Below are 26,894 nucleotides of genomic sequence, written 5' to 3' on the forward strand. Positions count from 1 at the left end.
CTTGCCTGTCACGCTTTCCAGCCATGCAACATCTTCCCGATCTCGAAGCCTGGGCCATCTTCGCGCGCGTCGCCGAGACCGGTTCGTTCGCCAAGGCCGCCGACCTGCTCGGCGTCTCGCAACCGACCGTGTCGAAAGCGATCGCCCGCCTCGAAAAGCGCCTTGGCGCGATGCTGCTGTACCGCACGTCGCGCAAGCTGTCGCTTACACCGACCGGCGAACTGCTGCGCGATCGCGCGATCCGCCTGCTTGCCGATGCCGAACTGATCGAAGGCGAAGCATCCGCGCACGCGCTCGAACCGCACGGCCTCGTGCGTGTGAACGCGCCGATGTCCTACGGCCTGTGCAATCTCGCGCCGCTGTTGCCCGCGTTTCTCGAGCGTTATCCGCGCGTCGACGTCGACCTCGTGCTGACCGACAACTTCGTCGACATCGTGTCCGGCGGCTTCGACGTCGCGATCCGGATCGCCGAACTGAACGATTCGTCGCTGCGTGCGCGCCGCCTGTGCGCGGTGCGCCGGCCGCTCGTCGCATCGCCCGCGTATCTCGACCGCCACGGCCGGCCGACCCATCCGAGCGAACTCGACCAGCACGTGTGCCTGACCTACACGAACATCCCGACGCCCGAATACTGGCGCTTTCGCCATACGACGTCGGGCGAGGATTTCGGCGTGCCGGTGCGCGGGCGTATCCGCGCGAACAACGCCGACGTGCTCTGCCCCGCGCTGATCGCCGGCCAGGGCCTCGCACTGCAGCCGTCGTTCCTGGTGTGGAACGAGTTGCAAAGCGGTGTGCTCGAGGAAGTGATGCATGACTGGAAAATTCCCGATATCAACGTCAACCTCGTCACACCGCCCGGCATGCTGCGCGCCGCGCGCGTGACCGCGTTGCTCGACTTTCTCGTCGAAAACCTGTCACACGCGCCGTGGGCACTGCCGCCCGTCTGACCGGGCGGCCGCATGCGGCCGGTTACTTCGCCGGCACGGCCGGAATCGACTCGTGCGGCGTCGCGGTGCGCTGCGCGGCCTTGTGGACCATCGTGTACGCGTAGTCGACGCCCATCCCGTATGCACCCGAGTGTTCCTTCGCGATCGCCATCACCGCGTTGTAGGTGTCGCGGCGCGCCCAGTCGCGCTGCCATTCGAGCGCGACCTGCTGCCAGGTGACGGGCACGACGCCGGCCTGGATCATCCGCTGCATCGCGTAGTCGTGCGCGTCCTTCGACGTGCCGCCCGACGCGTCGGCCACCATGTAGATTTCGTAGTCGCCTTCGAGCATCGCGCAGAGCGCGAACGTCGTGTTGCAGACTTCGGTCCACAGGCCGGAGACGATGACCTTCTTGCGGCCGTTCGCGGCCAGCGCGTCGCGCACCTTCTGGTCGTCCCACGAGTTCATCGACGTGCGCTCGAGCGTCTTCTGGTTCGGGAAAACATCGAGCAGTTCGGGGTAGGTGTAACCCGAGAAGCTGTCGCTTTCGACCGTCGTGATCGTGGTCGGGATGTCGAATGCCTTCGCGGCCTTGGCGAGCCCGACGACGTTGTTCTTCAGCGTCTGGCGATCGATCGACTGCACGCCGAACGCCATCTGCGGCTGCTGGTCGATGAAGATCAACTGGCTGTTCAGGGGAGTGAGGACTTCAAGCTTGGGGTTGCTCATGGCGCGAATCATCCTTTGGACTGGAAACGTTTAAGGCTTGCCTCGACCGGAACGGCAGAGGAGCCGGCTGTGCGTTGCCCCGGACTGGTGTCTTCCGGTTGCAGCCATTTAATCGGAAAAGTCGCGGCTCGAACATCCAAGAAACGGAATCGATCGAATTCCGAAAGAGGGGTGTCTCCGAGGGCTGTCCGCCCTTTTTTTCCGCACGTAAAACCGATACGCTTCCAGCACATTGAAGGCACAGCCTTCGCGCCCGATCAGCCTACCACGAGAGGTTTTCATCATGAAACCGTATTTTCTGTCGCTGCTCGCCGGCCTCCTCGCCGGTGTCATCTACGGTGCGCTCGGCGTGAATTCGCCGGCGCCGCCGATCATCGCGCTCCTCGGCCTGCTCGGCATGCTGGCCGGCGAACAGATCCTCCCGCTCGCGCGCCGCATGCTGTCCGGCTACCGGCTCAATACCGCGTGGCGCGACGCGCAGTGCAGCCAGCACATGTTCGGCACGCTGCCGGGCGGCGCCGCGAACGACCGCAAGCCGTCGTGATGCAAGACTCATGACCAACGTCGAGCTGTTTCATTACCTGCTGCTGTTGATCTGCGGCGCCGGCGCGCTCACGTGGCTCGCCGAGCGGATTTCGATTCCGCCGGCCGTCGTGCTGCTGCTCGGCGGCTGCGTGGTCGCGGTTGCCGGCAAGCGCGTGCCCGACATGGACCCGGCGCTGCTGCTCGCGGCCGTGCTGCCGCCGCTGCTGATGTCGAGCGGGTTCTACACCGCGTGGAAGGAATTCCGGCAGGAGCTGGCATCGATCGCCTCGCTCGCGCTCGGCGCGGTGGTGTTCACGACCGTCGCGGTCGCGCTCGCCGTGCATGCCGCCAACCCGGCGCTGCCATGGGCCGCATGCTTCACGCTCGGCGCGATCGTGTCGCCGCCCGACGCGGTCGCCGCGAAGGCGATCCTGCAACGCCACCCGCTGCCCGCTCGGCTCGTCGCGGTGCTCGAAGGCGAAAGCCTCGTCAACGACGCATCGGGCCTGCTGCTGTACCAGATGGCCGTGTCGGCCGCGCTCGCGGTGTCGATCACGGCCGCGAGCGCCACCGGGCTGTTCTTCTCGCTCACGCTGATCGGCATCGCGGTCGGCCTCGCGTGCGGCCATGCGATGTGCTGGGTGCTGCCGCGCCTGCGCGACCCGATGCTCGGCATCGTCGTGACCTTCGCGATGGCGTGGGGCAGCTACGGGATCGCGGAAGCCGTCGACGGCTCGGGCGTGCTGTCGGTGGTGACCTGCGGCCTCGTGCTCGGCGTGCGCCAGCATCGCGTGTTCGACGCCGACATGCGGATCAAGGCGAAGGCGACCTGGGAAGCGATCGTGTTCGTGCTCGACGCGCTCGTGTTCATCCTGATCGGCCTCGCGCTGCACGCGATCCTCGCGCGCGTGAACCACGAAGGCGCGGTGCTGATGGCCGGCCTGCGCGTCGCGCTGCCCGCCACCGCCGCCGCGATCGCCGCGCGCATCGTGTGGGTGTTCGTCGCGATGTGGCTGCCGGGCCGCCTGCGCGCGCCGCGCGCCGGCCACGCTCCGTGGTCATGGCGCGAGGCCGTCGTGCTCGGCTGGTCGGGCATGCGCGGTGTCGTGAGCCTCGCGGCCGCGATCGCGCTGCCCGCCAACTTCCCCGGCCGTGACCTGATCCTGTTCAGCACGTTCCTGCTGATCATCGCGACGCTCGTCGTGCAGGGCGGCACGCTCGCGCCGCTGATCCGCGTGCTGAAGCTGCGGCCGGCCGCCCGGCACACGATGTCCGAGCACGCGGTGCGCGCGCATACGTTCGGCGCGGCACTCGCCGAGCTCGACGCGCTCGAACAGCGCGGGTCGAGCCTCGAACGCCCTTCGCTCGACCGACTGCTCGCCGAATACCGGAACCGCGTCACGCTCAACGAACGTGCGCATCGGCAAGGCGCCGAACCGGCCGACATGCGCGTGCGGATGCTGCGCGTCGAGCTCGAACTCGTCGGCGTGTCGCGCGATGCGCTGCTCGACCTGCATCGCGACGGCAAGGTCGACGACACCGTGCTGCACCGGATCGAATCGGAACTCGATTTCGAGGAACTGCGCCTGCAGCGCCTGCTCGAACCTTGAAGCCCGGCCAAGCCGCCACCTCTCCCCTTTCTCCTTATGGAACTGCAATGAGCGAACTGTCCGTCGAAGCAAGCATCGGCTCCGTCGATTACCTCGTCCACTTCAGCGACGGCGTCCACCAGTGGCGCGCCGACGAGCCTGCATCGCTCGGCGGCGGCGATGCCGCGCCGACGCCCGTCGCGCTGCTGCTGTCGAGCCTCGGCGCATGCACCGCGATCACGCTGAAGATGTATGCGCAACGCAAGGGCTGGCCGCTCACCGAAGTGCACGTGAAGCTCGCGCACGAATCGGGCAGCGCGGGCAGCACGATCGTGCGCCGCATCACGCTCGACGGCGACCTGTCCGCCGAGCAGCGCGAGCGCCTGCTGCAGATCGCGAACGCATGCCCGGTGCACAAGATCCTCACGCATCCGATCACCATCGACACGGCGATCGCCTGATCGCACACCGCATCGACCACGAGAATCCCCACCATGTCCGTCTCGATCAAGACCCTGCTCACGCCGCGCGAAAGCGACATCGGCAACCTCGTCGTGCGCCGCGTGCTGCCCGCGCGTGCCGCACGCCTCGTCGGCCCGTTCATTTTCTTCGACGAGATGGGGCCGGCCGTGCTGCCGGCCGGCCGCGGCATCGACGTGCTGCCGCATCCGCATATCGGCCTGGCGACCGTCACCTACCTGTTCGACGGCTCGCTGATGCATCACGACAGCCTCGGCTTCCGGCAGAAGATCGTGCCGGGCGACGTGAACTGGATGACGGCCGGCCGCGGCATCGTGCATTCGGAGCGTTCGCCCGACGAAGACCGGCCGCGCGAGCAGCCGGTGCACGGGATCCAGACCTGGGTCGCGCTGCCGGTCGAGCATGAAGACACCGCGCCCGCGTTCGTCCATCATCCGGCCGACACGCTGCCGTCGTTCACGCGCGACGGCACGAGCGTGCGCGTGATCGCGGGCACCGCGTTCGGGCTCGCGTCGCCGGTCGCCGTGTTCTCGCCGACACTCTATGCGGTTGCGGAATTTACGGCAGGCGGCACGCTCGCGCTCGATGCCGAGCATGAGGAACGCGGCGTGTACCTCGTCGACGGCGACCTCGCCATCGACGGCACGCCACTCACCCCCGCGACGATGGCCGTGCTCGAACCCGGCGCGACCGTGGCGCTCGCCAGCGCGAACGGCGCACGCGTGATGCTGCTCGGCGGTGCGCACCTGCCGGGCGAGCGTTTCATCGAATGGAATTTCGTGTCGAGCGAGCGCGCGAAGATCGACGCGGCCCGCGCGGCGTGGGCCGACCAGACCTTCGGCAAGGTGCCCGGCGAAGAAAACGAATGGACGCGCCAGCCGGAACGCCGGGCGCAATAAGCAGGATCACCCGCAAGCAAGCAAGCGACGGCCGGCACGCATGCCGGCCGTTTTACGTTGACGGCTTCAATCCCATCAGCTTCGCGAGCGTCGGCCAGCGGTCGAGCGATTCGATGAACGCGCGGCGCGCCTGCTCGTCGACATAACGCTCGGGATCGAGCGCGGGCAGATGCCGCGCGAGGCCGAGCACGTCGTTCGGTTGCGACAGGCGATCGTCGTCGCCGTCCCCGTGAAGCATTACTGTTCGTCGATCCATACGCCATCCGGAGTTTTCACCGAGTAGCCCTCGGCCGTCTGCATCGTCACCGTGCCCTCGTTCTCGCCGACCATCCGCGTGCGCGGCAGGTCGGCCGCATATTGCGCGAGCGTCGTGCCGGGCTTGAACGGGCTGTTCGACACGAGGTTCGACAGGAGTTGCGCGAGCGCGAGGAAGCTGGTCGGCTGGTCGATCACGGTCGTCGCGCCGTGGTTGCCGGCAAAGCCGACGAGCCGCACACCGACCGGCCCGTGCACGATGCGCGGCGTCGGGATCTCACGCAGGCCCGCGACCTGGTACTTGTCGCCGCGCAGCGCGGCACCGTGCTCGGGCACGAACACGATCACCGCGCGGCGGCCCGATTGCGCGATCAGGTCGGCGAGGCGGTCGAAGTCGTCCATCAGCTTCGTGGCGCGCTGCGGATACGAATCGATGCTCGTCAGCGAACTGCCGACGATCCGGTTGCCGTCATGCAGGCTGATCGTGTTGTAGTACAACGCGACCGGGCCCGGCACCGACGCGCGCTGCGCATACCAGTTCGCGAGCGTCGTGTAGTCGTCCTTGATCGCCGAGCCGTCGAACGCATGCATCGCAACGGGCGCGGCCGCGTTCGAGATCATCGGCGCATCGGCCACGCCGATGTTGTCGTGGATCACTTGCAGGAAATTGTCGAAGTGGCCGTCGTGGTTCAGCAGCGACTGCACCGAGTAACCGGCGCTCGCCAGTTGCGAGAACAGGTAGCACTGCTGCGGCGTGCTCTTGTACAGGTCGGCGTGCGCTTCCTGCCCGCAGCTCGCGCGCAGCACCCGGATCGCCGCCGGGCCGCTGTAGCTCGCGGCCGTGCTGAAGTTCGAGAACAGGTAGTCGAAATGGCTCAGCATCGGATGGTTGCGCACCTTCGCGGCATCGAGGTCGTCCCATGACAGCGAGCAGATGTGCAGCACGATCACGTCGAACTGTGCGGCCGGATCGTTACCGAGATGGCCGAACGCGACCTGGCGCTGCGATTCCTGCGTGCGGAACGTCGCGAGCGCGGCGTTATGATCCTCGGGCTGGCCGGCGAGCGTCGTGCCCGCCGCGTTCGCCTGCTGCGGGGCCGGTGCGACGACGCGCGCCATCAGCCCGCTGCCGGCCTGCCACAGCGGCATCACGATCAGCACGGCCAGTACGAACGTCGCGACGCGCAGCCAGCGGTTGACGACGAAGTAGACGATCAGCACGCCGGCCACCGTCAACAGCAGCACCGGCGGCAGCAGGCGCGGCAGCAGCTCCATCCAGTAGTCGAGGCGGAACGTGCTGACTTCCTGCGCGGCCTCGGCGAGACGGGCAAGCGGCGGCGCATGCAGCTCGCGCGCGAGCAGCGGCACCGCGATCCCGATCGCGGCGAGCTGCCGGACGATGCGCCACGCGCGCCGCCGGATCGGCGCGCTCACCGCGAGCGCCACCGCGAACGCGAGGTTCGCGAGCCAGAACGGCTGCAGGTGCCCGGTCGCGAACAGCCCGAACTTCAGGATGAAATACAGATTCCAGAACGTCATCTAACCCACTCCATGATGAGCGCCGCGTCAGTCGCGCGCCCGATCGAGTTTCGGCGCCAGCATGGCCTGCAGGCCGCGCGCCGCACCCTTCCACATCCGTACATAGCCGTCCAGGCCGATGCGCAACACTTCCTTCAGCCCGCCGAGCGGCGTGTCGAGGCGCTCGCCTTCGTGCCAGTCGAGCCACGCGTCCGCGCGCCCGAACGTGCATTGCACGAGCTGGCGCTCCTGTTCGAGCGTCAGTTCCTCGAAGCTCACACCGACATGGGTCGGCGTCACGCGGCTCACGCGCACCGGGAACGGGAACGGCCGGTCGCCGCGCGTCACGCACACCGTCAGCGTGTCGCCGACGGCGAGCGGCAGCCCCGGCACCGCTTCGAGGCCGAGGCCGCCGGTCGAGTAGTCGCTCGTGAAGCATGCGGCCGTCGACCCGTCGGCCAGCAGCAGCATGGCCGGCACGCGCATCGCGATCCGGTGCGTGACGCGCACCTGCTTGGTCTCGCGCGCAACCGCCAGCGCCGCGCCGAGCATCGCGAGGTTGTACACGGTCCAGCCGAGCGTGATCAGGATCGTCGACGCCTCGTCGCCCTGGTCGGACACGAGCCGCCAGACGCCGGCGAGGATCGCGAGCACGTTCAGCCCGAACAGCACGAGATACGGTTTCGACGTCGACCAGTCGACGTAACCTTCGTCGATCTTGCCGCCCTTGTCGGTCACGTTGAACTTGCCGTGCTTCGGGCTGAAGAACGCGACGGTGGTCGGCAGCGCGATGTACCACGCGAGCACCGACTCGTAGACCTCGGCCCAGAACGAATGGCGGTAGCGCCCCTGCATCCGCGAGTTCGCGACGTTCGCGAGCACCAGGTACGGGATCACGTAGCTCGCGAGCGCAAGCGCCGACGCGTTGATGAAGTACAGGTGGAAGAACAGGTACGCGAGCGGGATCGTCAGGAACACGAGCCGCGGAATCCCGTAGAAGAAGTGCAGCATCGCGTTGCCGTAGCAGATCCGCTGGATCAGGCCGAGCCCGCGCCCGAGGAACGGGTTGTCGATGCGGAAGATCTGCGCCATCCCGCGCGCCCAGCGCGTGCGCTGCTTCACGTGGCCCGCGAGGCTTTCGGTCGCGAGGCCGGCCGCCTGCACGGTCGGCAGGTACGCCGACGTATAGCCGCGCCGGTGCAGCTTGAGCGCCGTGTGCGCATCCTCGGTGACGGTCTCGACCGCGACACCGCCCACCTCTTCCAGCGCGCTGCGCTTGAGCACCGCGCACGAACCGCAGAAGAACGTCGCGTTCCACAGGTCGTTGCCCGACTGCACGAGGCCGTAGAACAGGTTGCCCTCGTTCGGGATCTCGCGGAACGTGCCGAGGTTGCGCTCGAACGGATCGGGCGAGAAGAAATGGTGCGGCGTCTGCACCAGCGCGCACTTCGGGTCGCGCAGGAACACGCCCATCGTCGTCTGCAGGAACGAGCGCGTCGGCACGTGATCGCAGTCGAAGATCGCGATGTATTCGCCGTGCGTCTTCGGCAGTGCGCGGTTGATGTTGCCGGCCTTCGCGTGGCGGTTGTCGTCGCGCGTCACGTAGTCGATGCCGGCCTCGCGCGCGAACGCCTCGAATTCGGGGCGCTTGCCGTCGTCGAGCAGGTACACGCGCAGCTTGGCGCTCGGCCAGTCGATGCTCTGCGCGGCGAACACCGTCGGCTTCACGACCGACAGCGGCTCGTTATAGGTCGGGATGTAGATGTCGACGCTCGGCCAGGTATCGGGATCGTCGGGCAGCGGCGCGATCGGCCGGTCGAGCGGCCACGCGGTCTGCACGAAGCCGAGCAGCAGGATCATCCACGTATAGGCTTCCGCGCCGTACAGCAGGTAGCCTGCGACGGCCTCGACCGGGCCGCGGAAATCGAGTGTCTGCGTGGTGCGCCACCACACGTAGCGCACGGTCGCGAGCAGCGCGAGCGATGCAAGTGCCAACGTCGGCAGATGGCCCGGCAGGCGGCGCAGCGTGAGCGCCAGCACCGCGACGATCGCGAAGAACGCGAACTGTGCGCCGGGCATCAGCGGCGACATCCCGGCCGCGGCCCACAACAGCGCACCGGCCGTCAGCAGCAGCGGCGCGAGCCAGCGGCGCCGGCCGACGCCGTTGGCGCGCGCATCCAGCCAGCCGCCCCAGCGCACCCACGGCAGGCGCTCGAGCAACGCGTTGATGCGCCGGCCGACCGCGCGCCCGGCCACGTAGACGGGCACGACATACTTGTCGAACCACGCGAGCGGATCGCGCGCGGGACGGCTGTCGGCCGCGCGCGGCGCCCGCACGATCGCGCGCCATAGCCATTCGCGCGGGCTGAGCGGCTGCAGCACGCCCCACTCCTGCGCCAGCCGCAGGGACGCGACGCGCACCCAGCGGCGCACGTGATCGGGCCGGCCCGGCGGCGGTGCGTGGAAGAACAGCCGCACGAGCCAGTCCACCAGCGTGCGTTGCGCCGGCAACCCGATGCCGCGTGCGAGCCAGTCGGCCGCGCGGCGACCGAATGCGCGCAGGCGCGGCGCGATGCCCGCGTTCATCGCGCTGCTCCGCGGCGACCGGCGGCACCCGCCGCCAGCCATGTATCGACCCAGTTCGCGACGCCGTTCAGGTCGTGCGACGCCTGCGAATACGGCGCGTCGTCGAAGATCCAGCTGCCGCGCGCGAGCGCTTCGGGCACGGCCGCATCGACGTGAATGCGCTGCTCGAGCATCGACGCCGGCCCCGCGACCGCGCGCAGCATCGCGAGCGCGTCGCGCTGCATGTCGCGCGCCGGATTCAGCCGGTTCACGACGATCTGCAGTTCGCCGCCGCCCGCCCGGAGCGCACCGAGCCGTGCGGCCGTCGTCGCGCAGGCGGCCGGCTCGGGCGGCACGACGACGAGCGTCAGGTCCGCGCGGCGAATCGCCTGCTCGGCCTGCGTCGACGGATAGCGCGCGGTGTCGATCAGCACGACGCCGTCGGCCGGCAACGCGATCTCGTCGAGCGCGCGCGACAGCCACGCGGGATCGGCCGCGAGCCGCGCATCGCATGCGGCGGCGCCGGCCGCGTCGACCTGCCCGTACGGCACGAACAGCACGCCGTCGACGTTACGCCACGTATGCGCATGCCACGGCTCGGCGCCGCCGAGCACGCTCTGCGCGAGGCCGTGCTCGGCGAGCGTGTCGAGGCCGAGCGTCGCGCCCATCAGGTTCTGCGCATCGAATTCGACGGCGACGACCGGCCGGCCGCGGCGCGCCAGCAGCACGGCGAGCGCGGCCGTGAGCGTCGTGCGGCCCGCGCCCCCGGTCGTCGATGTAATCGCGATCGTCTTCATCGGGCCGCCTCACTGTCACGCTCTTCACGCTCGGCGCCGGGCAGCAGCCGCCCGCGCAGCGCGACCGGCACGAGTTCGCACGGCACCGCGTCGCGCCGGTCGATCCCGCGCGGCGCATGAAAGCCGCGGCCGATGCCGAGGTGCTGCGCGACGATCCACACCGGCACCGCGATCGCGATGCCGACGACGAATCCGATGACGAGTTCGGCGATCATGCGACCCCCTGCTTGCGCAGCGGCATCGCGCTGCGGATGGCGCTGCGCTTGCGCGCGGCGAGAATGACGGGTTCCGGCGCCGATGCGTCGGCCGCCGCGGCCTCCGGCGTCGCACCGATCGCCTCGAGCGCGACGATCGTGTCGATCGTATCGATCGCACCGCTCACTTCGCTCGCGTCGGGCAACGCTTCGCCGGGACCGGCGCGCACGAGCGGTGGGCGCTTGGCGCCCGCCGGCTGCGCGGCCGCGAACAAATCGCTGTAGTCGGCAATTGGCGCACGCCGGTTCTCGGCCTTCAGCGCATTGAGTTCGGTATCGATGCTGCCCTGCCCGAGGCACACGACACGGTCGGACAGCGTGTCGATCGGCACGTCGAAGATGCGCGCGAGCGCGTCCTCCGCGTCCACCGGTTCGCACGCGAACAGGAACACGTACAGGTGCGCGGCATCGGCCGTCACGACGTCGCCCGCGCGGCGCGGCCGGCAATGCCGCAGCGCGTCGACGTGCGACACGCCGGGCAGCAGCGCGATCTTCGCGAGCGTGTGCGGCAGCGCGAGCACGGCGCCGCGATCGAGCACCGCGCGAATCCGCAGGCAGAACGCGCCGACCGGCAGATAGCCGAGCACCGAATCGCCGAGCGCGGCCGCGAGCGCGGCGCGATAGTCGGCCGCGACGGGCCGCGCATAGAGCTGGCCGCGCAGCGCGTGCACGGCAGCCTGCATCCGCGATACCGGCAGGTCGCGCGCGATGACGCGGCTCGCGCCGACGCTCAGCACGAGCATCTCGAACTGCTGGCGCAGCACTTCGCCGCGCTCGACGATCGCGATCTTCAGCGCGCCGCCGCACTGCCGGCGCAGTGCGTGCACGTCCGCGCACAGCGCTTCGAGCTGTGCATGCGAACGGAACACGAGCACCGCGGTCGCAGCCTGGGCATGCGTGCACGCCGCGACGACGGCCGCGTTGTCCTCGACGATTTCCCAGCCCTCCGGCGCGCGGTTCGTGCCATCGAGCACCGCGCGGCTGACGACCACGCGATCCTCGTCGCTCGCGAGCTTCATCCGGTGCGCGGGCTCGGTCGCGCCGCCGTCGATGCTCGCCGACAGCCGGCCGCCCGGCGCAAAGCGCAGCGGCCGTACCTCGCCCGCCGCGAGCGTATCGCCCGCGCGCCAGAAATCGACGATCCACAGCATCTCGCCGTGCGTGCGCTGCAACTGCGCGACGCCCGAGCAGATACCGTGGAAACCGCTGCGCGGCGTGCGATCCGCATCGCGCACGAGCGGTGCATCGTCGGTGCGTGCCGCGTCGCCCGCACGGGTCGCCTCGGGGTCGAGCAGCAGCACGAGCGCGATCCGGCGCGTGCGGCACCAGTCGGCAAGCGCGTGCGCCTCGTCGGCGAGCGCGATCGGGTCGTCCCAGCTGAACCAGCGCTGCGCGCCCTCGACGAAATACAGCGAGCGCGCGCGAAAGCCATAACGCTTCATCGCGCGCAGGCCGCCGGTCAGCCGCGCGAACGGGCCCGGTGCCGCGCGACGGGGGGCGTCGGTCGTTGCGCCTGCGCCGTCACCGCCGGCCGGCTCGGCTGCAGGCGGCATCGCCAGCACGTTCAGGTTGCGCGGCCAGCCGGCCGGCTGCGCGCCGTCCGCGAAGCCGCGTGCCTGCATCTGTTCGGCGACGTGTGCCGCGTCGCGCGCGAGCACCACCGTCACGTCGCGCGTGCGCGCCTGTCGCGCGCTTTCCCACACGAGCGCATCGCAGGCCGGTGTACCGCCGGCCGCGTAGATCGCGTACAGGCCGCCGGCTTCCAGCTGTGTCCAGGCGTCGGGCAAGCCGTCGATCGCGAGCCGGCTCGCCGTGCCGGCGCGACCGCCGGCCGGCCCCGCGCCCAGCAGCGCACGCAGGCGGCCCAGCAGGCCGGCGGCGCCGAGCACGGGACGGGTGGCTTCGAATTCCGTATTCACGGCGCGTTCCCCTAGTAATCCGAATAAAGCCGCACCGGCGTCGGTGTGACGAGCCAGCTGCGTGGCGCGCGCGCGTCGAACGCATAGCGCAGGTACACGAGCGCCGAACTCGGCGCATAGTCGTGCGAGCGGTCGACTTGCAGCTGCGCGCCGACACTCAGGTGCGGGTTCACGCGGTACTCGACGATCCCGTTGATTCCGTACGAGAACGACACGCCGCGCGTCGAGCTGCCCGCGTACACGAACCCGGCCGCCACCTGCGCGGCCCGCTGGTCCGAGGACATCGGGTAATACAGCGAATCCTTCTCGTAGCTGTTCGAGATCCCGCCCGTGAAGGTCAGGTCCCACGACAGCGCATCGTGCCGCCCCGCCCATTCGATCGGCACACCGAGCGACAGGTAGCGTTGCGGGCTGTAGTAACCGCCCTGCCCGTACGTGTAATAGCGCAGGTTCTCCGCGTAATGCCACGCATTGCCGACGAGCCCCGTGCTGACCTTCATCGTCGCGCGCTCGTACACGGGCATCGTGAAGCCCGTGCGCAGCGTGACTTCCGCGTTGCGTTCCACATTGCGGCCGGACAGCACGCCCGCGCCGAGTTCCGCGAACAGGTTCGTGCGGCCGACGTCGACCGACGCGCGCAGGTTCACGCCGTCGCGGCGCACGCCGCCCCAGACCGCGCCCGTCCACGGGTCGCGCATCCCCGAGTACGACAGCACGCTGCTCGTTTCCGGGCGCCGCGACGCGTTCACCGAGAAACTGGCCGGGCCCGCGTCGAAGCGATAGCGCACGCCCCCGACGAGGTAATGCACGGGGAAACCGAGCGGCGACGTACCGAGATCGAAACGCCATGCGTCCGTCAGATAGCCGGCGCCGAGCGCGACGCCCGTGGCCGTCTGGTGCAGCGAGCCTGGCGGATTCGCGATCGATGCGGGCGTCAGCGCGTTCTGTGCCTTGAGCGCCGCGTAGGTGCCGAATGTCTGGAGCGAATACGCGTTCGGGTCGCTCGTATCGAGTGTGCCCGGGTCGAGATGCACGGTGTCGATCTGGGCGAACACGTGCCCGTCGTAGCGGATCGGCATCTGCACGTAGATCGGCACCTGCTGCGCGCGATACGACGAGATGCCTTCGTCGCCCGACTTGTACGCGGGCGTCCAGCCGGTCTCGATCTCGGGATTGCGCCGCTGCGCGAGATCCGCGAACGCCGCCTGCGCGGGCGTCAGGCCGTCGCGGCCCGGGCTCACGCCCGTCGCGCGCTCCTGCGACTGCGACAACCGGTACAGCGACGCCGCGTCGTCATAGCGGCCCTGCACCTCGGCCACGCGTCCGGCCGCGACCGTCACGTCGGCGCGCGCCGGATACGCGGCATGCAGCCGGTCGGTCACCTGCACGGCTTCGTCCGCGCGGCGCAGCGCATTCAGCCGGCGCACGGCCGACAGTTGCGTGTCGACGTCGTCGTCCGGCGTGCGCGCGAGCACCGCCTGCACGCGCGCCAGCGCGGCGGCACGGTTGCCGCTGTCCTCGTCGATGCGTGCCAGTGCGAGCTGCGTATCCGCATCGTCCGGCGTGCGCGCGACGACCGGCGCGAGCGCATCGCGCGCCGCGTCGTAATGGCCTTGCGCGCGTTCGAGATCGGCCAGTTCGAGCGCATAGCGCTTGTCCGCGCGGCCGACCGGGCTCGCACGATCGAGCCGCTTGCTCGCCTGCGCGTAATCCTGCTGCGCGATCGCATCGTCCGTCTGCCGCAACACGAGCCGCAGCGACTGGTCGTCGATCCGCGCCGTCTGCGCGGGCGTCAGCGACGGTTCCCGGCGCAGCGTGTCGAGCCACGCGGCAAGCGCGTCGTCGCGCCCCGCGCTGCCGAGCAGGTCGCCATAGCGCAGCCGCACGTCCGCATCGGCTTCGCGCGGGTGGGCGGCGATCCAGTCGTGCAACGGCGCGAGGCCGCGATCCGGCTCGCCCGCGTCGATCCACTGCGCGCCGATCGCGGCGAGCATGTCGGGATCGTCCGGCGCACTCGCCTGCGCCTGTGCGAGCGATGCGGCGAACGCCGTGCGGTCACCGCGCGCGAGCGCATTGCGTGCGTCGGCGAGCGCGCCTTGCGCATCGAGCTTGCGCGCGAGCGCGCGCATCCCGTCCGAACGGTGCGCGTCGTCGACCGGCGCGAGCGCGGCCTGCGCACCCGCCACGTCGTCGAGCGAACTGCGATACAGCGCGGTCGCGTAGCGCATCTCGGGCGTCGCGCCTTGCGCGAGCCCGTCGTCCATCACCGTACGGCCGAGCTGCGGCAACCCCATGTCGCGATAAAGGCGCGCGAGCGCGAAGCGCGTCCACGGGGCGTCGGGCGCCGCGCGCACGGCCGCCTCGTAGCGCTGCGCGGCGGGCCCGCGTTCGCCCTTGTCCGCCAGCGCGCGCGCCTGATCCGCGAGCAGATCCGCACGCAGGCCGTCGAGCGCACGCCGGTCGTCGCGGCCCGTCACGCGGCCTTGCAGCGCGTCGAGCAGCGGGCCGATCCGGTCCGCGCGGCCGGTGTTCTGATACAGCGTGGCCGTGTCGCGCACGGCGCCGAGGGTCGGCGTACGCGCGGCCAGCAGCTCGCGCAGCAACGGCTCCGCGCGCGCCCAGTCGCGCTGCGCGAGCAACGCATCGGCGAGCTGCAGCTTCGCATCCGGACTGTCCGGCTGCATCGCGAGTGCCGCACGGGCCGCGCGCTCCGCGTCCTGCGCACGTCCTGCGGCGGCCGCCGCGCGGCCTTGCGCGAGCAGCCCCCAGAACTGCGCGGTGCGCGCGAGGCCCTGCCATTTGCCGCGCTGGTCGGTCGCGAGCGCCGCGGCGCGCGTGAACAGCGCGCGCGCTTCGTCGTGCCGCCCTTCGCGCAGGCGCAGCAGGCCGAGCCCGCCGAGCGCGTCGGCGTCGTCCGCGCGCGCTCGCGCGGCGCGTGTCAGCAGCGGATCGGCGCCGGCCAGGTCGCCGCGCGCGAGCGCCTGCAGGCCGCGCTGCTGCGCGATGTAGTCGGGGTTGCGTTCGAGCCGGCGCTGCGCATCGCGCTTGCGATCCAGTGCCGCCACGCGATCGACGAATTCGGTGTCGTCCGGCACGAGCGCGAGATACGCATGCAGCCCGTCGAGATACGCGGGATCGTTGCCGGCCGACTGCAGCACGCGCCGCCACAGGGCCATCGCCTCCGTATGGTCGGCGTCGGCGCGTTTCGCGAGCGCCCACGCAAGCCGGTTCGCCTCCGGCCGCGTGTCGGCGCGCTGGTTCAGGAGCCGCGCGAGCGCCATCGCCGCACTCGTGTCCTGCGGGTCGGCCGCGATCGCGCGGCGCAGCGCGGCGATCGCCGGCTCGCGCCCGCCCGGTGCATTCGACACGATCTGGTAATACTCGGCGCCGAGTGCGCCCTCCGGCGCGCCGTTCGGAAACAGCGCGACGATCCGCCGGGCCGCTTCGTCGGAACGGCCGCTGCGCGCGAGCAGACGGATCTGCGCCATCTCGCCGCGCCCGCTCGTCGCAACCTGATATTCGTCGGCGGCCCGCCGTGTGGCGGGCGCATTCGGCGACTGCGCCTGCAGGCGCGCGAGCGAGGCCTGCGCGCCTTTCGCGTCGCCGAGCCGCAGCAGCACGCGAACCTGTTCGGCCAGCAGGTCGGGATCGCCCGGCGCGATCAGCAGCCCCTTGCGCAACGCATCGCGCGCGAGGTCGTCGCGATGCTTGACGCCCCACATCCGCGCGGTGTCGAGCTGACGCTGCGCATCGGCGGACGCGGAGGTCGCCGGCGTCGCGCGGGTCGCCATCGTCGCGTCCGGTGCGGTGCCCGGCGCCGCCGCGCACACCGACGACGCGAGCCACGCGAATCCCACGACGTGCGGCGCGGCGCGCTTCAGCGGGCGGCGCACGAACGGCCTCCCCAACGGGTATCGAGCGTGCCGTCCGCGCCGAACCGGTACAGTCCGTCGCGCCAGCCGAGCCCGAACAGCGTCAGCACGTTCGTGTAGTAACCGGGCGCCGACTGGCGCGCGAGCGTATCGACACGCGCCGCCTGGGCATCCGCGAGCGCGCGCTGGCCGCGCGCGTCGAGGAACGGCACGGCGGCCGCCGAGAATCCGCCGTTGCCGTCGTTCGGCCCCGCGACGCCCGTCGTCGTGTCGACCTTCTCCGGCGGCGCGCCGTGTGCGGCGATGTAGTCGGCGAACGGCGCAAAACGCGCGAGCAGCGGCGCGGCGAGCGGATCGGCGCGGTCGAGCATGCCGGCCCACAGATACACGCGGATCGCGTTGTACGCGCTCTCCGCATGCGTCTCGCGATCGGGCCCGAAACCCGTGCCCGCGCGATACAACGCCCAGTCGGGTGAAAAGCCTTTCGGTGCGGTGTCGAGCAGCACGCGCCCGGTGCTGGAGGCGAGCGCGGCCCAGCGCCGGTCGTCGGGCAGCCGCGCGCCGAGCGCGCGAATCACCTGCGGCGGCGAATAGCTCGGGTTCACACGCCACTGGCCGTCGGCCAGCTTGAACCCCGTCGGCCCCGGCAGCAGCGTGAGGCCGAGGCCCGGCACGCTCGCCGTCTCGACGTCGAGCACGCGCTTCGCGAGCAGCGCGCCGCGCGCCGTGTAGCTGCGCTCGTGCCACAGCCGCCCGGCCTCGACGAGTGCATACGCGATCCACAAGTCGGCGTCCGACGCCGCGTTCGCGTCGAGCACGCGCCACGCGCCGTCGGGCGCACGGCCCCACAGCCACGCCGGCAGGTGCGCGCTCAGGTCGCCCTGCGCGAGATTGTTCTCGGTCCATGCGAGGATCGTGTCGAACATGCGCCTGTCGTTCGCGACCAGCGCGAAGAAAAGTCCATACGCCTGCCCCTCCGACACCGTGCGTGAATCGGCCGAACCGACGTCGATCACGCGGCCGTCGGCCGAGATGAAATCGCGCTTGAACGCGTCCCAGCGCGGCCACGCCGCGCCGCATCCCGCGTCGGTCGCGTCGGCCGCACGGGCCCCCGCGGCCTGCGCGCGCGTGGCCATGCCGGTTCCCGCGCACGTGAGCGCCACCGCCAGCGCGAGTGCCGCGCCGACGCGTCGCGCCGGCCGCGTTGCCCGTCGCTTCGCCATAACCCGCGCCATCCGTTACATCCCCCGTCGACGCGCGGCGATTCTCTGCAGCACGCTGAACACGCCGAGCGCGAGCAGCAGCCCGGCGACGACGCCGACCGCGCCGAGCACGACCGGATGCCGCGCCGCCTGCGTCCACACGCGCGCATACCACGGCACGAAGCCGACCACGTAAGGCTCGCCGACGCGCAGGCTGTCGACCTGCCCCGGCCGCACCAGCGCGAGGTCGCCCTGCAGCTGCGACACGAGCCCGGCGCTCTCGAACACGTCGAGCAGATCGCCGAGACGCGGCTGGTCGGTCGCCGTCAGCGCGACGACGCTGCGCCCCCGGCTGCCCGGCAGCTCGAACCCGGCGAGCGCCGCGAGCGAGCCCGTCTGTTCGATATGCGCGCCGCCTTCGGCGAGGCCGGCGCCGTTGCGCCAGCGCTCCTTCACCGAGAACGCGATGCGCGCGGCACCTTCGCCTCCCGCGCTGCCTTGCTCGCCGATCACGAGCGGCAGCGCCGAGCGCCAGTGCGCGAGCAGCGGCGACGCGGGCGAGCCGTCGATCACGAGCAGATCCTTGCTGCCCGACAGCGCGGCAACGTCGCCGGGCCGCGCGACCTGCACGCGCAGGGCCGGAAACCCGGTCCATTCGCCCATGTGGCCGAGCATCGTCAGGTAAGCCTCGAGCTCCTGCGGCGACGGCCGGTCAGGCATCACGACGGCCGTCTGCGACAGGTCGGCGAAACGCGTGAACGGGAAGCCGCTGTTGGCGAAGAACGCGAGGTTCGGCAATTGCGCGTAATGGACGAAGTGCGAGAAGTCGATCGTCGAATCGGGATCGATCGCCGCGCGCTGCGGCTCGCTCGCCGTGCTCGAGCACAGGCCCGTCTTCTGCGAGTCGAGCGTGAAGCGGAACTGCAGCTGGTTGCCGCTGCCGACCCGGAACGCCGGGATGTCGACGTCGCTCGTCACGCGCCCTTCCGGCGCCGACAGCAGCGGCAGCTGCATGCGGCCGTGCGCGTCCTCGGCATGGGCCGGCCCGAGCCGGTACGACTTCACGAGCTGCTCGTTGATCTCGACGGCGAGCGTCGAGTTGTCCTGCACGGTCGGGGCCGTGTAGCGGTAGCGCAGCGTGATCGGCACGCCCGCGCCGTTCCACGAATGCAGATCGGACGGCACGCGCAGGTTCAGGCGGATTGCGTCGGGCGTCGTGCCGCGCACTTCCAGGTCGCGCGTATCGGATACGAGCTCGCGGAACGCGATCGGCCGGTTCACGGGCAGCCAGCGCGGCGCGTCGTACGGCTTGCGCGGCGCGCCGAGATCGACGTGCGCGACCGTCGCCGCCGGCCCCGACAGCGCCACGCGGCCCAGCACGAGCGTCGCGACCGCATCGTCGACCTCGGCCGCCGTGCGGCCCGTGACGACCAGCAGCTTGCGCCCCGGCGCGGCCGGGTTGTCGGCCACCGCGAGCAGCGGGCCGTTGATCGACGGCAGCGCAAGGCCGGCCGGCAGCGTCGCGGCCGTGCCGATCACCACCGCCTGATCGTCCGCCGGCAGCCCGGACGACACCGGGAACCGCGCATGCCGGTAGTCGGCCAGCGCGCCGAACCACGACGCGAGCACGCCCGCGCTGCGCAGCGTGGCCGAATCCGGCGACGCCGGCAGCACGAACGGCAGCCGCACGCGGCCGTTGTCGCGCCGGTCGAAGAACGGCGCGGGCAGCAGCGCGAGATCGTTCGGCAGGCGCACCGGCGACTCGTCGAGGATCAGCTCGCTCTTGGGGCTCACGTCGGCCCACAGCGCCGAGTTCGTCGGGTCCTCGCAATGGTCGAGCGTGTAGTGCGCGATCAGGCGCAGGCCGATCTGGTTGAAATCCGAGAAATAGCGCGGATCGATCGGGATTTCCTGCGTGACCGTGCGGCCCGCCTGTGCGGCGTCGAACGGGACGGTCGCGATCACCTCGCCGTTCACCGATACCTTCAGGTGCGACATCGGGAACACCAGCGACGGCGAATACGCGTAGGTCAGGCGCAGCCGCGCGCCGGTCACCACGCGGTCGAGCCGCACGCCCGCGTTGATCGTGCGCGCGTCGTCGGCGCCGCGCAGGCGCAGCGGATCGAACGCGCCGAGCGACGCGAACGGCAGGTGCACCGTGGTCGCCGGCAGGCCGGCGGACGGCGCGCTGGCCGCCGCAGGCGCGGCCGCGAGCACCGGCGCCGGCGCTGTGCCGGAGGCCGCAGCGGCGGCCGGCACGGCCGGGATCGGCGCGGCCGACAGCGCGGCCGCGTGAAACGCGCCGACCATGGCGGCCGACAGGACGAGCAGCGACACGGCCGGCTTCATGCGCCGCTCCGCTTCGTCAGGATCATCCGGTCATCCGTCGCATCGAAACCGATGCGCGCAAAGCAGCTATGCCCGTGAGTGAACATCCCCACTGCTTCCCCTCATATCTAATTGGCCTGATTCATTTATCGAAACGATGCGGCGATTTCTTTAATCGCCTGTCACCGTGCTGCGCGCGCGCCTGGCACCGGCACACGCCCATTCGTCACACTATCTCAAAAATAGGACAAAACTCACCCCGATTCGCGACGATGAAGCGAAAAAAGCCTCAATCCAGTCGGAAATGCTGCGCGAGAGGGACGAATGGTAAGAATTGCGCCGTTGTCGCCCGACGGGCCGAACGGCATACTGCTGGCGCGATACGGCTGGCCGGCGGGCGGTCCGTTGCAGACCGCCCCGGAGCGCGCTGCCGCGAGGCGGCGCGTATGCTACCGCAATCCCGCGCCGCCGGACGTGCTTTCTTTCACGGAAAACTGACTTGAATCAAATCGCCGACTCCGCCACCCCGTCCCCCGATACCCTGCTGCGCATCATCGCCGCGCAGACCGAGATCGCGAAGCTCGGCCTCGACCTCGGCAGCGTGATGGCTTATGTGGCCGAGCAGGTGCCGCAACTCACCGGCGCGAGCGCCGCCGCGGTCGAATTCGCCGAGGGCGACGACATGGTGTACCGCGCCGCGTCGGGCACCGCGGCCGGGATGCTCGGCCTGCGGCTGCGGCGCTCGGGCAGCCTGTCGGGGCTGTGCGTGCAGCAAGGCGAGTTGCTGCACTGCATCGACTCGGAAACCGACCCGCGCGTCGATCGCGACGCATGCCGGCGTGTCGGCCTGCGCTCGATGCTCGTGATGCCGCTCACCCATGCGGACACGACGGTCGGCGTGCTGAAGGTGATGTCGCCGGAAGTCGACGGCTTTTCGCAAGCCGACGCCGGCACGCTGCGGCTGACGGCCGACCTGATCGCCGCCGCGATGTTCCACGCGGCGCGCAACGAGGCGAACGAACTCTACCTGCGCGCGACACACGACGCGCTCACGGGCTTGCCGAACCGCGCGCTGTTCTACGACCGCCTGCGGCAATCCATGCACACGACGCTGCGCGCGAACGGCCGGCTCGGCATCCTCAACATCGACATGGACGGGCTGAAGCCGATCAACGACGGATTCGGCCATCGCGCGGGCGATGCGGCGCTGCGCGAGATCGCCACGCGGATGCAGGGAGCAGTGCGGCGCTCGGACACGGTCGCACGCATCGGCGGCGACGAATTCGCGGTGATCCTGCCGAACATCGGCAACCGCGACGATGCGCATGCGCAAAGCGCGCGGCTCGCGCGCCAGGTCGGCGAGCCGTTCGAATTCGAGGGACGCCCGCTGCGGCTCGGCGTCAGCGTCGGGATCGCGCTGCTGCCCGACGACGGCACCGACATGACCGCGCTGATCGAGCATGCGGACCAGGCGATGTATGAAGTGAAGCGCACGCGGTCGCAGCGGACGGCTCACGCGTAACGCGCACTCGACGTGCTGCTGCCTTGACGGGCCGGCGGGCAGAACGACGTCCTCGACCGCCCGCGGCGGGCTTGAACGTTCGCTGACTAGCCGATCTGCGGAACGGCGATCGCGAGCCCGACCACGAGCCACTGCACGATCGCGACGAGCACAGCGGCCCGGCACAGCCCGACCGCGCCGCGCACGCGGGCGTCGAGCGCACGTCCGGCCTTCGAAGCGTCGATCCAGCCGAGATCGGTGAGCGCGCGGTCGAGCGCCGCTAGCCCGTCGTCGATCGATGCGTCGCCTGCCGCCGCGCGCGCGAGCGCGGCGAACAGCCGGCGGTCGATCCCGATCCGCACCGCATACCACAGCGCCGCGATCCCCGACCCGGTGCTGACGACGGCCAGCAGCACACGCGCGACCGTCGCCGGCGCCCAGCCCGACGCGATCCACCCGCCCGCGCCGGCCGCGGCCAGCGCGGCCGCGATCGCCCACGCGCCCGCATCGAGCGCGCCGCGCGCGGCGGCAATCCTGAATGGCGCGGACGGGTCGCGCATCACACGCCTCCCGCGCTGCGACGGCGATCGATCCAGTGCTGCAGCACGGCCACGCCGTCGTCCGACCACACCGCATGCGGCCGCACCGCGCGCACCGCGGCCAGCGCGTCGCGCGCATCGCCGAACCCGCGTCGCGCCGCCAGCCACGCGGCCGCGCACAGCACGCTGCGCCCGTAGCCGAGCGCGCAGCAGACCAGCACGTCACGCCCTTCCCCGTGCAGGCGTTCGAGCGCCGCGACGGCCTGCGCGAGCTGCGCGGCCGTCGGCGCAACGAGATCGAGCTGCGGCACGGCCGCATAGGCGAGCGACGCATCGGCCGCCGCCCAGCGGGGCATTTCGGCCGTCAGGTCGACCAGTGCCGTGAAACCGTGGCGGCGCACGTCGCGCGCGGTCGGCGTGCGGCCGATCGACACGCGTTCGTCGATCCGCACCGGCGCCGGCTGCCGGAACGTCCACAGCCGCGAATTGACGAATGCGCCGGCGATCGTCGGCGCGAGCAGCCAGCGGATGACGACCGGGAAACGCCCGTGCGCGTCCTTCTGGAACGCGCCGGGTGCGCCGCGCCGGTAGATCCACGCGACACACGCGAGCGCCAGCGCGACCCACCCGGCCGCCAGCGCCCAGCCGGGCGCGCGCGGCACGCACCAGAGCGCCACGAGCGCGACCGCCGCCGCGCCAAGCGCATAGCGGCGCGCGAGCGCACGGCCGGCCGCGCCCGGTGCCCCCGGCAATGCATCGGCGAGCGGCAACCGGCCCGCGACATCGCGCAGCGGAAACAGGAACAGCGCGAGACAGCCGACGGCCGCACCGGTCGGCACGTCGATCGCGTGATGCTGGTAGGTCGTCAGCACCGACACGCCGATCGCCGCGAACCACAGGTGCAGCACGACGCGCGCGAGCCTGCCACGCAGGTGCTTCGCATAAACCGCCCACAGCACGACGAGCAGCCCGATGTGCAGCGACGGCGCCTGGTTGAACGGCTTGTCGAACCCCATCAGCAGCGTGAACAGCGCACCGGCCACGCCGCCCGCGTCGGGCCGCTCGAACCCGAAGCGCAGCGGCCACGCGATGAAGCACGCGACCGATATCAGTTGCACGGTCAACAGCCGTTTCACGTGATCGAGCAGGTCGGCGCGGCGCGTCCAGAAGAAGAACGACAGCGCATACAGAAGGTCGATCGACCAGTACGGCACGATCGTCCACGGCACGAACGGGATCGCGTGCTCCCAGCCGAACGCGAAGGTCGGCACCGCCGCGCGGCGCGCGGCGAGCCAGTTCGCGAAGCCGTAGGTCGAGAAGAACACGGCGCCCATCACCGCGAGCCAGCCGAGGCGCAGCGCGAACGACGCGTCGCGCGCGCCGGCGGCGGCCGGTTCGGCGAGGCCGCTCGCGCCGCCGTCGAGCGCGCTCATGACGCGTCGACCCGCTGCGCGAGGCTGACCGTGAAGATGCCCATTTCGTCGATCCGCTGGTCGAGCTTGCGGAAACCCGCGCGCGCGACGAGTTCGTCCATCTCGGCCTGCGAGCGGCGGCGCATCACCCAGGTCGCCTCGCCGCGGTGATTGTTCAGTGCGCGCGCGATGAATTCGAGCTGCGGATGCCACGGCTGCCCCGTATAGACGAGATAACCGCCCGGCGGCACGGCCTGCGCGAGCCCGCGCAGCGAGCGCTCGATCAGCGCGTTCTCGCCGAACAGCTCGTAGAGGCCCGACACGATCGCGAGCGTCGGACGCGGCTCGAGCGTCGCGAGCGACGCCTCGTCGAACGCGTCGCCGCGCTCGAAGCGCGCGATCGGCTCCAGGCCGCGCTGCGCGATCAGCACGCGCCCGGCCTCGACGTTCGGCGGGCTGTAGTCGCGCAGCGTGATGTCGTCGGGCGCCGCGCCGTCGCGCTCGGCGGCCGTCGCGATCGCATCCAGCACGTAGCGCCCGTGCCCGGCCGCGATGTCGACGATCCGCACCGGCGTGCCGTGGCCGCGCAGGCGGCCGATCGCCGCGCCGATCAGTTCCTGCAGATGCACCTTGCGCTGGCGGATGCCGATCCAGCCCGGCGAATCGAGATAGGTGCGGTCGATCAGCGCGCCGACGCCGAGGCGCCCCTGCGCGCGGTTGCGGTACACGTAGTCGAGCGTCGAGCCCGAATCGAAGCCGAGCCGCAGCCCGAGCGCGATACCGTCCGACAGCGCGCCGCCCGCCTTCAGGCCGGCCCGCGTGAGCGCCCAGTACGCACGCGCGAACGCATTCGCGGGCGGGCGGCCGAGCGCTGCGTATTCGTCGTGGAACGCGCCGCGCCGGTCGGCTTCGGCGAGCGACACACGCGGGCTCGGCGCATCGAATTCGCGCAGCACGAACGCACGCAGCGGCGCGAGCGCCTGCGCGCGGTCGCGTTCGCCGAGCGTGTCGTGATAGAAGCCCGGCAGCACGATGCGCTCCTTGCGCGCGGAGCCGAGGCGTTCGAAGAAGCGGTCCTGCGGGCCGCGATGCACGACCCAGTCGGCGCCCGAGATCAGCAGTTGCGTCGGCACGGTGATCGCGGCCGCATCGGCGACGATCCGCTGCGCGGTGTCGTGCAGGTCGAGCAGCATGTTGACCGCGATCGGCCGCGTGATCAGCGGATCGGACGCATAGCTCGCGATACGCTCGGGATCGTGCGTGAGGAATTTCGGCTTCACGTAGCTGTTCACGTAGAACAGCCCACGCAGCTTGTGCATCAGCCGCAGGCCCGGCCGCGCGAACGGCACGTAGAGCTTGATGTGGAACGCCGGCGATGCGACGACGAGCGCGCGGATCGGCGGCGCGTAGTCGTGCGCCCAGGTGGCCGCGAGCACCGCGCCGACGCTCTGGCCGACCACGGCCATGTCCTCGATCGCGATGCCGTGCGTGTCGCGGATATGTTCGACGAAGGTCTGCAGGTCGCGCACCGACGCGGCCGCGCTCGGGCTGTAGCCACGCGCGCCGGGCGAGCGGCCGTGGCCGCGCGCATCCCACGCGAAGAACGCGAAATCGGGCAGGTCGAGCTCGTCGACGAGGTGTGCGACGCGCGCCGAATGTTCGTGGCCGCGATGCAGCAGCACGATGGCGCCGCGGCAACGCGGGCCCGTTGCGGGCCAGTGACGATAGAACAGCGTTTCGCCGTCGTGCGTGATGAAGTCGGCCTCGCGGGCCATGCGTGCGCTCATGCGTTTTCTCTCGTTTCGTTATTCGTATCTTGGTGCGCCGCCCTCCGGCGCCCGGTACCGCAACTGCCTGTCACTGCCTTTACTGCCCTTTCAACCGCCCTTTTCCGCGATGCCGGCCTGCACGCGCCGCACCACGGTCACGATCGACAGCACGATCAGCAACCGCCACAGCCAGGCGGCGAGCCCGCCGACCGGAAACCCGAGCCCGATCCACAGCGCGAACGCGCCGAGGGCGAGCGCACGGTCGCTCTTGCCGAACGGGCCGTCGTAGCGGCGGCTCACGCCGACCAGCGGGCCGATCAGCCCCGCGCATTCGACGATTACCGCCGTCAGCGCGAACAGCCAGACGTCTGCCGGAGCGAACGCCGGAATCGCGAGAAACGGCAATACCAGTGCGACGTCGGACACGACGTCGCCGAGTTCGTTCAGGTACGCGCCGAGCGTGCTCTTCTGGTTGTGCTCGCGCGCGAGCATCCCGTCGATCGCATTGAGCGCCATCCGCGCGAACAGCCACAGCGGGATCAGCAGGAACAGCGCGCGGGCGAACACGCCGAGCCCGGCGAGCGCGCCGACGACGATCGAGCCGCCGGCCGCGAACAGCGTGACCTGGTTGGCCGTGACGCCGCGCTCGGCGAGCGAGTTCGCGAACGGGCGCAGACGGTTCTGGAATTTGGGTTTGAGTGCGTAGAGGCTCATCGTTTCGTATTCGTTCTATTCGCGCGGCACAGTCGGACACCTTTCCCGCCGCCATGCCCCAGGCGGCGAAACGGCCCTGGACGGCCTTCCATGGACGGCCCTAATCGTCGCCGAGCGGCCCCGATGCGTCAAGCATGCGCCCGGCCCGCAAGCGCGGCGCCAATCTGGCGTTTTTGACGGAAACTCGCGATAATCCGCTGGCCCGATCGCAGCACGATCCATTCGAACTGCAAACGGGCACTCGTGCAACAGCCGATTATCACGCCGCCGACCGGCGCATTCGCCGGGACGCAACAGCGTGTGGCGGCGAATCGTCCGATTATCGCGGACCTGCGACAGGCAGCCACGAATTTGAAAAAATTTAAACAAGGACCGTCCGGCGCGCATCCTGCCGCACCGGCATTCCGGGGTCCCGCCCGCCGCGCACGCGCAGCGGGCCATGCAGGCAGGCAGGGGGCGCTGCGCCGATGAACATTCTCAATGTCTGGCAGCGCGATTTCCTGCTGTCCATCGTGCGGCTCGTCGCCGGTGCGTATCCGGTCTGGCATCAGGCGCCGCCATCCCCGACGCAGAAGATCTATTTCTCGAACCACACGAGCCACATCGACACGCTCGCGATCCTCGCCGCGCTGCCGCGCAACGTGCGCGCGGTCGTGCGCCCGGTCGCCGCGCGCGACTACTGGGACAGCAGCGACATGAAGCGCCACATCGCGCAGAAGCTGCTGAACGTCGTGCTGATCGATCGCCATCGCGAATCCGGCGGGGACCCGCTCGACCCGGTGCGCGACGCGCTCAAGCAGGGCCATTCGATCATCATCTTCCCGGAAGGCACGCGTGGCGCGGAGATCCTGCCGCAGCCGTTCAAGAGCGGGCTGTTCCACCTCGCGACCGAGTTTCCGGACGTCGCGCTCGCGCCCGTCTATCTCGAGAACCTGCAACGGATCATGCCGAAGGGTGCGATCTGGCCGGTGCCGCTGATCTGCAAGGTGCACTTCGGCGCGAACGATGCGCTCGGCGCCCAGGAAGACAAGCCGACGTTCCTCGCCCGCATGCGCGACGCGATCGTCGCGCTCGCGCCGCCGCAGCGGCCGGCCGGCTGA

At 70.6% G+C, this 26,894-nt stretch carries 22 protein-coding genes; 8 read left to right on the forward strand and 14 right to left on the reverse strand.

Annotation, left to right across the window (positions count from 1 at the left end; all coding sequences use genetic code 11):
• The first annotated feature begins 23 nt into the window (after window positions 1-23).
• Window positions 24-947 (forward strand): LysR family transcriptional regulator, encoded by a 924-nt coding sequence (locus tag HAV18_RS28810; RefSeq protein ID WP_166962931.1) that lies wholly within the window; start codon window positions 24-26, stop codon window positions 945-947.
• 22 nt (window positions 948-969) lie between these two features.
• Here HAV18_RS28810 and HAV18_RS28815 read toward each other — a convergent pair whose 3' ends face one another.
• Window positions 970-1,656, reverse strand: a complete 687-nt coding sequence (locus tag HAV18_RS28815; protein WP_166962933.1) for a hydrolase — start codon at window positions 1,654-1,656, stop codon at window positions 970-972.
• Window positions 1,657-1,939: 283 nt separating this feature from the next.
• Here HAV18_RS28815 and HAV18_RS28820 point away from each other — a divergent pair, with 283 nt between their 5' ends.
• From HAV18_RS28820 to HAV18_RS28835, 4 genes are read left to right on the forward strand one after another with little or no spacing between them, the layout of a single operon-like run.
• Entirely contained in the window at window positions 1,940-2,200 is a 261-nt protein-coding gene (locus HAV18_RS28820; protein WP_166962935.1) for a DUF1427 family protein, read from the forward strand.
• Between the two features lie 10 nt (window positions 2,201-2,210).
• Window positions 2,211-3,791 (forward strand): sodium:proton antiporter, encoded by a 1,581-nt coding sequence (locus HAV18_RS28825; protein WP_166962937.1) that lies wholly within the window; start codon window positions 2,211-2,213, stop codon window positions 3,789-3,791.
• Window positions 3,792-3,838: 47 nt separating this feature from the next.
• Window positions 3,839-4,231, forward strand: a complete 393-nt coding sequence (locus HAV18_RS28830) for an OsmC family protein (RefSeq protein WP_166962939.1) — start codon at window positions 3,839-3,841, stop codon at window positions 4,229-4,231.
• A gap of 33 nt (window positions 4,232-4,264) precedes the next feature.
• Window positions 4,265-5,149 carry a pirin family protein gene (locus HAV18_RS28835; protein ID WP_166962941.1) on the forward strand — a complete coding sequence of 295 codons (885 nt, stop codon included), beginning with the start codon at window positions 4,265-4,267 and terminating at the stop codon, window positions 5,147-5,149.
• A 52-nt stretch (window positions 5,150-5,201) separates the two neighbouring features.
• On the opposite strand, the gene HAV18_RS28840 is transcribed toward HAV18_RS28835, so the two are convergent.
• From HAV18_RS28840 to bcsB, 9 genes are read right to left on the reverse strand one after another with little or no spacing between them, the layout of a single operon-like run.
• Window positions 5,202-5,405 (reverse strand): hypothetical protein, encoded by a 204-nt coding sequence (locus tag HAV18_RS28840; RefSeq protein WP_059526954.1) that lies wholly within the window; start codon window positions 5,403-5,405, stop codon window positions 5,202-5,204.
• Entirely contained in the window at window positions 5,387-6,943 is a 1,557-nt protein-coding gene (gene bcsG / locus HAV18_RS28845) for a cellulose biosynthesis protein BcsG (RefSeq protein ID WP_166962943.1), read from the reverse strand. The genes HAV18_RS28840 and bcsG overlap by 19 nt, the downstream gene beginning before the upstream one ends.
• A gap of 27 nt (window positions 6,944-6,970) precedes the next feature.
• Complete coding sequence (gene bcsA / locus HAV18_RS28850) at window positions 6,971-9,508, reverse strand: UDP-forming cellulose synthase catalytic subunit (protein WP_166962946.1); 2,538 nt, start codon at window positions 9,506-9,508, stop codon at window positions 6,971-6,973.
• Window positions 9,505-10,284 carry a cellulose biosynthesis protein BcsQ gene (gene bcsQ / locus HAV18_RS28855; RefSeq protein WP_166962948.1) on the reverse strand — a complete coding sequence of 260 codons (780 nt, stop codon included), beginning with the start codon at window positions 10,282-10,284 and terminating at the stop codon, window positions 9,505-9,507. Before bcsQ ends, bcsA begins: the two co-directional genes overlap by 4 nt.
• Window positions 10,281-10,499, reverse strand: a complete 219-nt coding sequence (locus tag HAV18_RS28860) for a hypothetical protein (RefSeq protein ID WP_166962950.1) — start codon at window positions 10,497-10,499, stop codon at window positions 10,281-10,283. Before HAV18_RS28860 ends, bcsQ begins: the two co-directional genes overlap by 4 nt.
• Window positions 10,496-12,457: a cellulose biosynthesis protein BcsE gene (bcsE, locus tag HAV18_RS28865; RefSeq protein WP_166962952.1), complete on the reverse strand. Its 1,962-nt coding sequence runs from the start codon at window positions 12,455-12,457 to the stop codon at window positions 10,496-10,498. The genes HAV18_RS28860 and bcsE overlap by 4 nt, the downstream gene beginning before the upstream one ends.
• Window positions 12,458-12,468: 11 nt before the next feature.
• Window positions 12,469-16,350, reverse strand: coding sequence for a cellulose synthase subunit BcsC-related outer membrane protein (locus HAV18_RS28870; protein WP_166962954.1), 3,882 nt, complete (start codon window positions 16,348-16,350; stop codon window positions 12,469-12,471).
• Entirely contained in the window at window positions 16,335-17,564 is a 1,230-nt protein-coding gene (bcsZ, locus tag HAV18_RS28875) for a cellulose synthase complex periplasmic endoglucanase BcsZ (protein WP_166962956.1), read from the reverse strand. The genes HAV18_RS28870 and bcsZ overlap by 16 nt, the downstream gene beginning before the upstream one ends.
• A gap of 3 nt (window positions 17,565-17,567) precedes the next feature.
• Complete coding sequence (gene bcsB / locus HAV18_RS28880) at window positions 17,568-19,880, reverse strand: cellulose biosynthesis cyclic di-GMP-binding regulatory protein BcsB (RefSeq protein WP_166962958.1); 2,313 nt, start codon at window positions 19,878-19,880, stop codon at window positions 17,568-17,570.
• A gap of 478 nt (window positions 19,881-20,358) precedes the next feature.
• On the opposite strand from bcsB, the gene HAV18_RS28885 reads away from it, so the two are divergent.
• Entirely contained in the window at window positions 20,359-21,381 is a 1,023-nt protein-coding gene (locus HAV18_RS28885) for a sensor domain-containing diguanylate cyclase (RefSeq protein WP_166962960.1), read from the forward strand.
• A gap of 86 nt (window positions 21,382-21,467) precedes the next feature.
• Here the strand turns inward: HAV18_RS28885 and HAV18_RS28890 are convergent, their stop codons facing one another.
• From HAV18_RS28890 to HAV18_RS28905, 4 genes are all read right to left on the reverse strand, one after another.
• Window positions 21,468-21,920 (reverse strand): hypothetical protein, encoded by a 453-nt coding sequence (locus HAV18_RS28890; protein WP_166962962.1) that lies wholly within the window; start codon window positions 21,918-21,920, stop codon window positions 21,468-21,470.
• A complete protein-coding gene (locus HAV18_RS28895; RefSeq protein WP_166962964.1) occupies window positions 21,920-23,332 on the reverse strand; it encodes a phosphatase PAP2/dual specificity phosphatase family protein in 1,413 nt (470 codons plus the stop codon). Before HAV18_RS28895 ends, HAV18_RS28890 begins: the two co-directional genes overlap by 1 nt.
• Window positions 23,329-25,098 (reverse strand): bifunctional alpha/beta hydrolase/class I SAM-dependent methyltransferase, encoded by a 1,770-nt coding sequence (locus HAV18_RS28900; protein ID WP_166962966.1) that lies wholly within the window; start codon window positions 25,096-25,098, stop codon window positions 23,329-23,331. Before HAV18_RS28900 ends, HAV18_RS28895 begins: the two co-directional genes overlap by 4 nt.
• Window positions 25,099-25,188: 90 nt before the next feature.
• Window positions 25,189-25,794, reverse strand: a complete 606-nt coding sequence (locus tag HAV18_RS28905) for a CDP-alcohol phosphatidyltransferase family protein (RefSeq protein WP_166962968.1) — start codon at window positions 25,792-25,794, stop codon at window positions 25,189-25,191.
• Between the two features lie 134 nt (window positions 25,795-25,928).
• Between HAV18_RS28905 and HAV18_RS28910 the strand changes: the two genes are divergently transcribed.
• A complete protein-coding gene (locus tag HAV18_RS28910) occupies window positions 25,929-26,159 on the forward strand; it encodes a hypothetical protein (protein WP_166962970.1) in 231 nt (76 codons plus the stop codon).
• Between the two features lie 102 nt (window positions 26,160-26,261).
• Entirely contained in the window at window positions 26,262-26,894 is a 633-nt protein-coding gene (locus HAV18_RS28915) for a lysophospholipid acyltransferase family protein (RefSeq protein WP_166962972.1), read from the forward strand.

The organism is Burkholderia sp. D-99 (genome assembly GCF_011605345.1).
GTDB lineage: Bacteria > Pseudomonadota > Gammaproteobacteria > Burkholderiales > Burkholderiaceae > Burkholderia.

What these genes read in the sequence shown, in the direction of transcription:
- bcsZ (WP_166962956.1), bottom strand. Translation starts at nt 17,564, where the DNA reads ATGGCGCGGGTTATGGCGAAGCGACGGGCAACGCGGCCGGCGCGACGC.
- HAV18_RS28910 (WP_166962970.1), top strand. Translation starts at nt 25,929, where the DNA reads ATGCGCCCGGCCCGCAAGCGCGGCGCCAATCTGGCGTTTTTGACGGAA.
- HAV18_RS28825 (WP_166962937.1), top strand. Translation starts at nt 2,211, where the DNA reads ATGACCAACGTCGAGCTGTTTCATTACCTGCTGCTGTTGATCTGCGGC.
- HAV18_RS28815 (WP_166962933.1), bottom strand. Translation starts at nt 1,656, where the DNA reads ATGAGCAACCCCAAGCTTGAAGTCCTCACTCCCCTGAACAGCCAGTTG.
- HAV18_RS28890 (WP_166962962.1), bottom strand. Translation starts at nt 21,920, where the DNA reads ATGCGCGACCCGTCCGCGCCATTCAGGATTGCCGCCGCGCGCGGCGCG.
- HAV18_RS28860 (WP_166962950.1), bottom strand. Translation starts at nt 10,499, where the DNA reads ATGATCGCCGAACTCGTCATCGGATTCGTCGTCGGCATCGCGATCGCG.
- bcsQ (WP_166962948.1), bottom strand. Translation starts at nt 10,284, where the DNA reads ATGAAGACGATCGCGATTACATCGACGACCGGGGGCGCGGGCCGCACG.
- bcsB (WP_166962958.1), bottom strand. Translation starts at nt 19,880, where the DNA reads ATGAAGCCGGCCGTGTCGCTGCTCGTCCTGTCGGCCGCCATGGTCGGC.
- HAV18_RS28810 (WP_166962931.1), top strand. Translation starts at nt 24, where the DNA reads ATGCAACATCTTCCCGATCTCGAAGCCTGGGCCATCTTCGCGCGCGTC.
- HAV18_RS28835 (WP_166962941.1), top strand. Translation starts at nt 4,265, where the DNA reads ATGTCCGTCTCGATCAAGACCCTGCTCACGCCGCGCGAAAGCGACATC.
- HAV18_RS28840 (WP_059526954.1), bottom strand. Translation starts at nt 5,405, where the DNA reads ATGGATCGACGAACAGTAATGCTTCACGGGGACGGCGACGACGATCGC.
- bcsA (WP_166962946.1), bottom strand. Translation starts at nt 9,508, where the DNA reads ATGAACGCGGGCATCGCGCCGCGCCTGCGCGCATTCGGTCGCCGCGCG.
- HAV18_RS28895 (WP_166962964.1), bottom strand. Translation starts at nt 23,332, where the DNA reads ATGAGCGCGCTCGACGGCGGCGCGAGCGGCCTCGCCGAACCGGCCGCC.
- HAV18_RS28915 (WP_166962972.1), top strand. Translation starts at nt 26,262, where the DNA reads ATGAACATTCTCAATGTCTGGCAGCGCGATTTCCTGCTGTCCATCGTG.
- bcsG (WP_166962943.1), bottom strand. Translation starts at nt 6,943, where the DNA reads ATGACGTTCTGGAATCTGTATTTCATCCTGAAGTTCGGGCTGTTCGCG.
- HAV18_RS28820 (WP_166962935.1), top strand. Translation starts at nt 1,940, where the DNA reads ATGAAACCGTATTTTCTGTCGCTGCTCGCCGGCCTCCTCGCCGGTGTC.
- HAV18_RS28830 (WP_166962939.1), top strand. Translation starts at nt 3,839, where the DNA reads ATGAGCGAACTGTCCGTCGAAGCAAGCATCGGCTCCGTCGATTACCTC.
- HAV18_RS28905 (WP_166962968.1), bottom strand. Translation starts at nt 25,794, where the DNA reads ATGAGCCTCTACGCACTCAAACCCAAATTCCAGAACCGTCTGCGCCCG.
- HAV18_RS28900 (WP_166962966.1), bottom strand. Translation starts at nt 25,098, where the DNA reads ATGAGCGCACGCATGGCCCGCGAGGCCGACTTCATCACGCACGACGGC.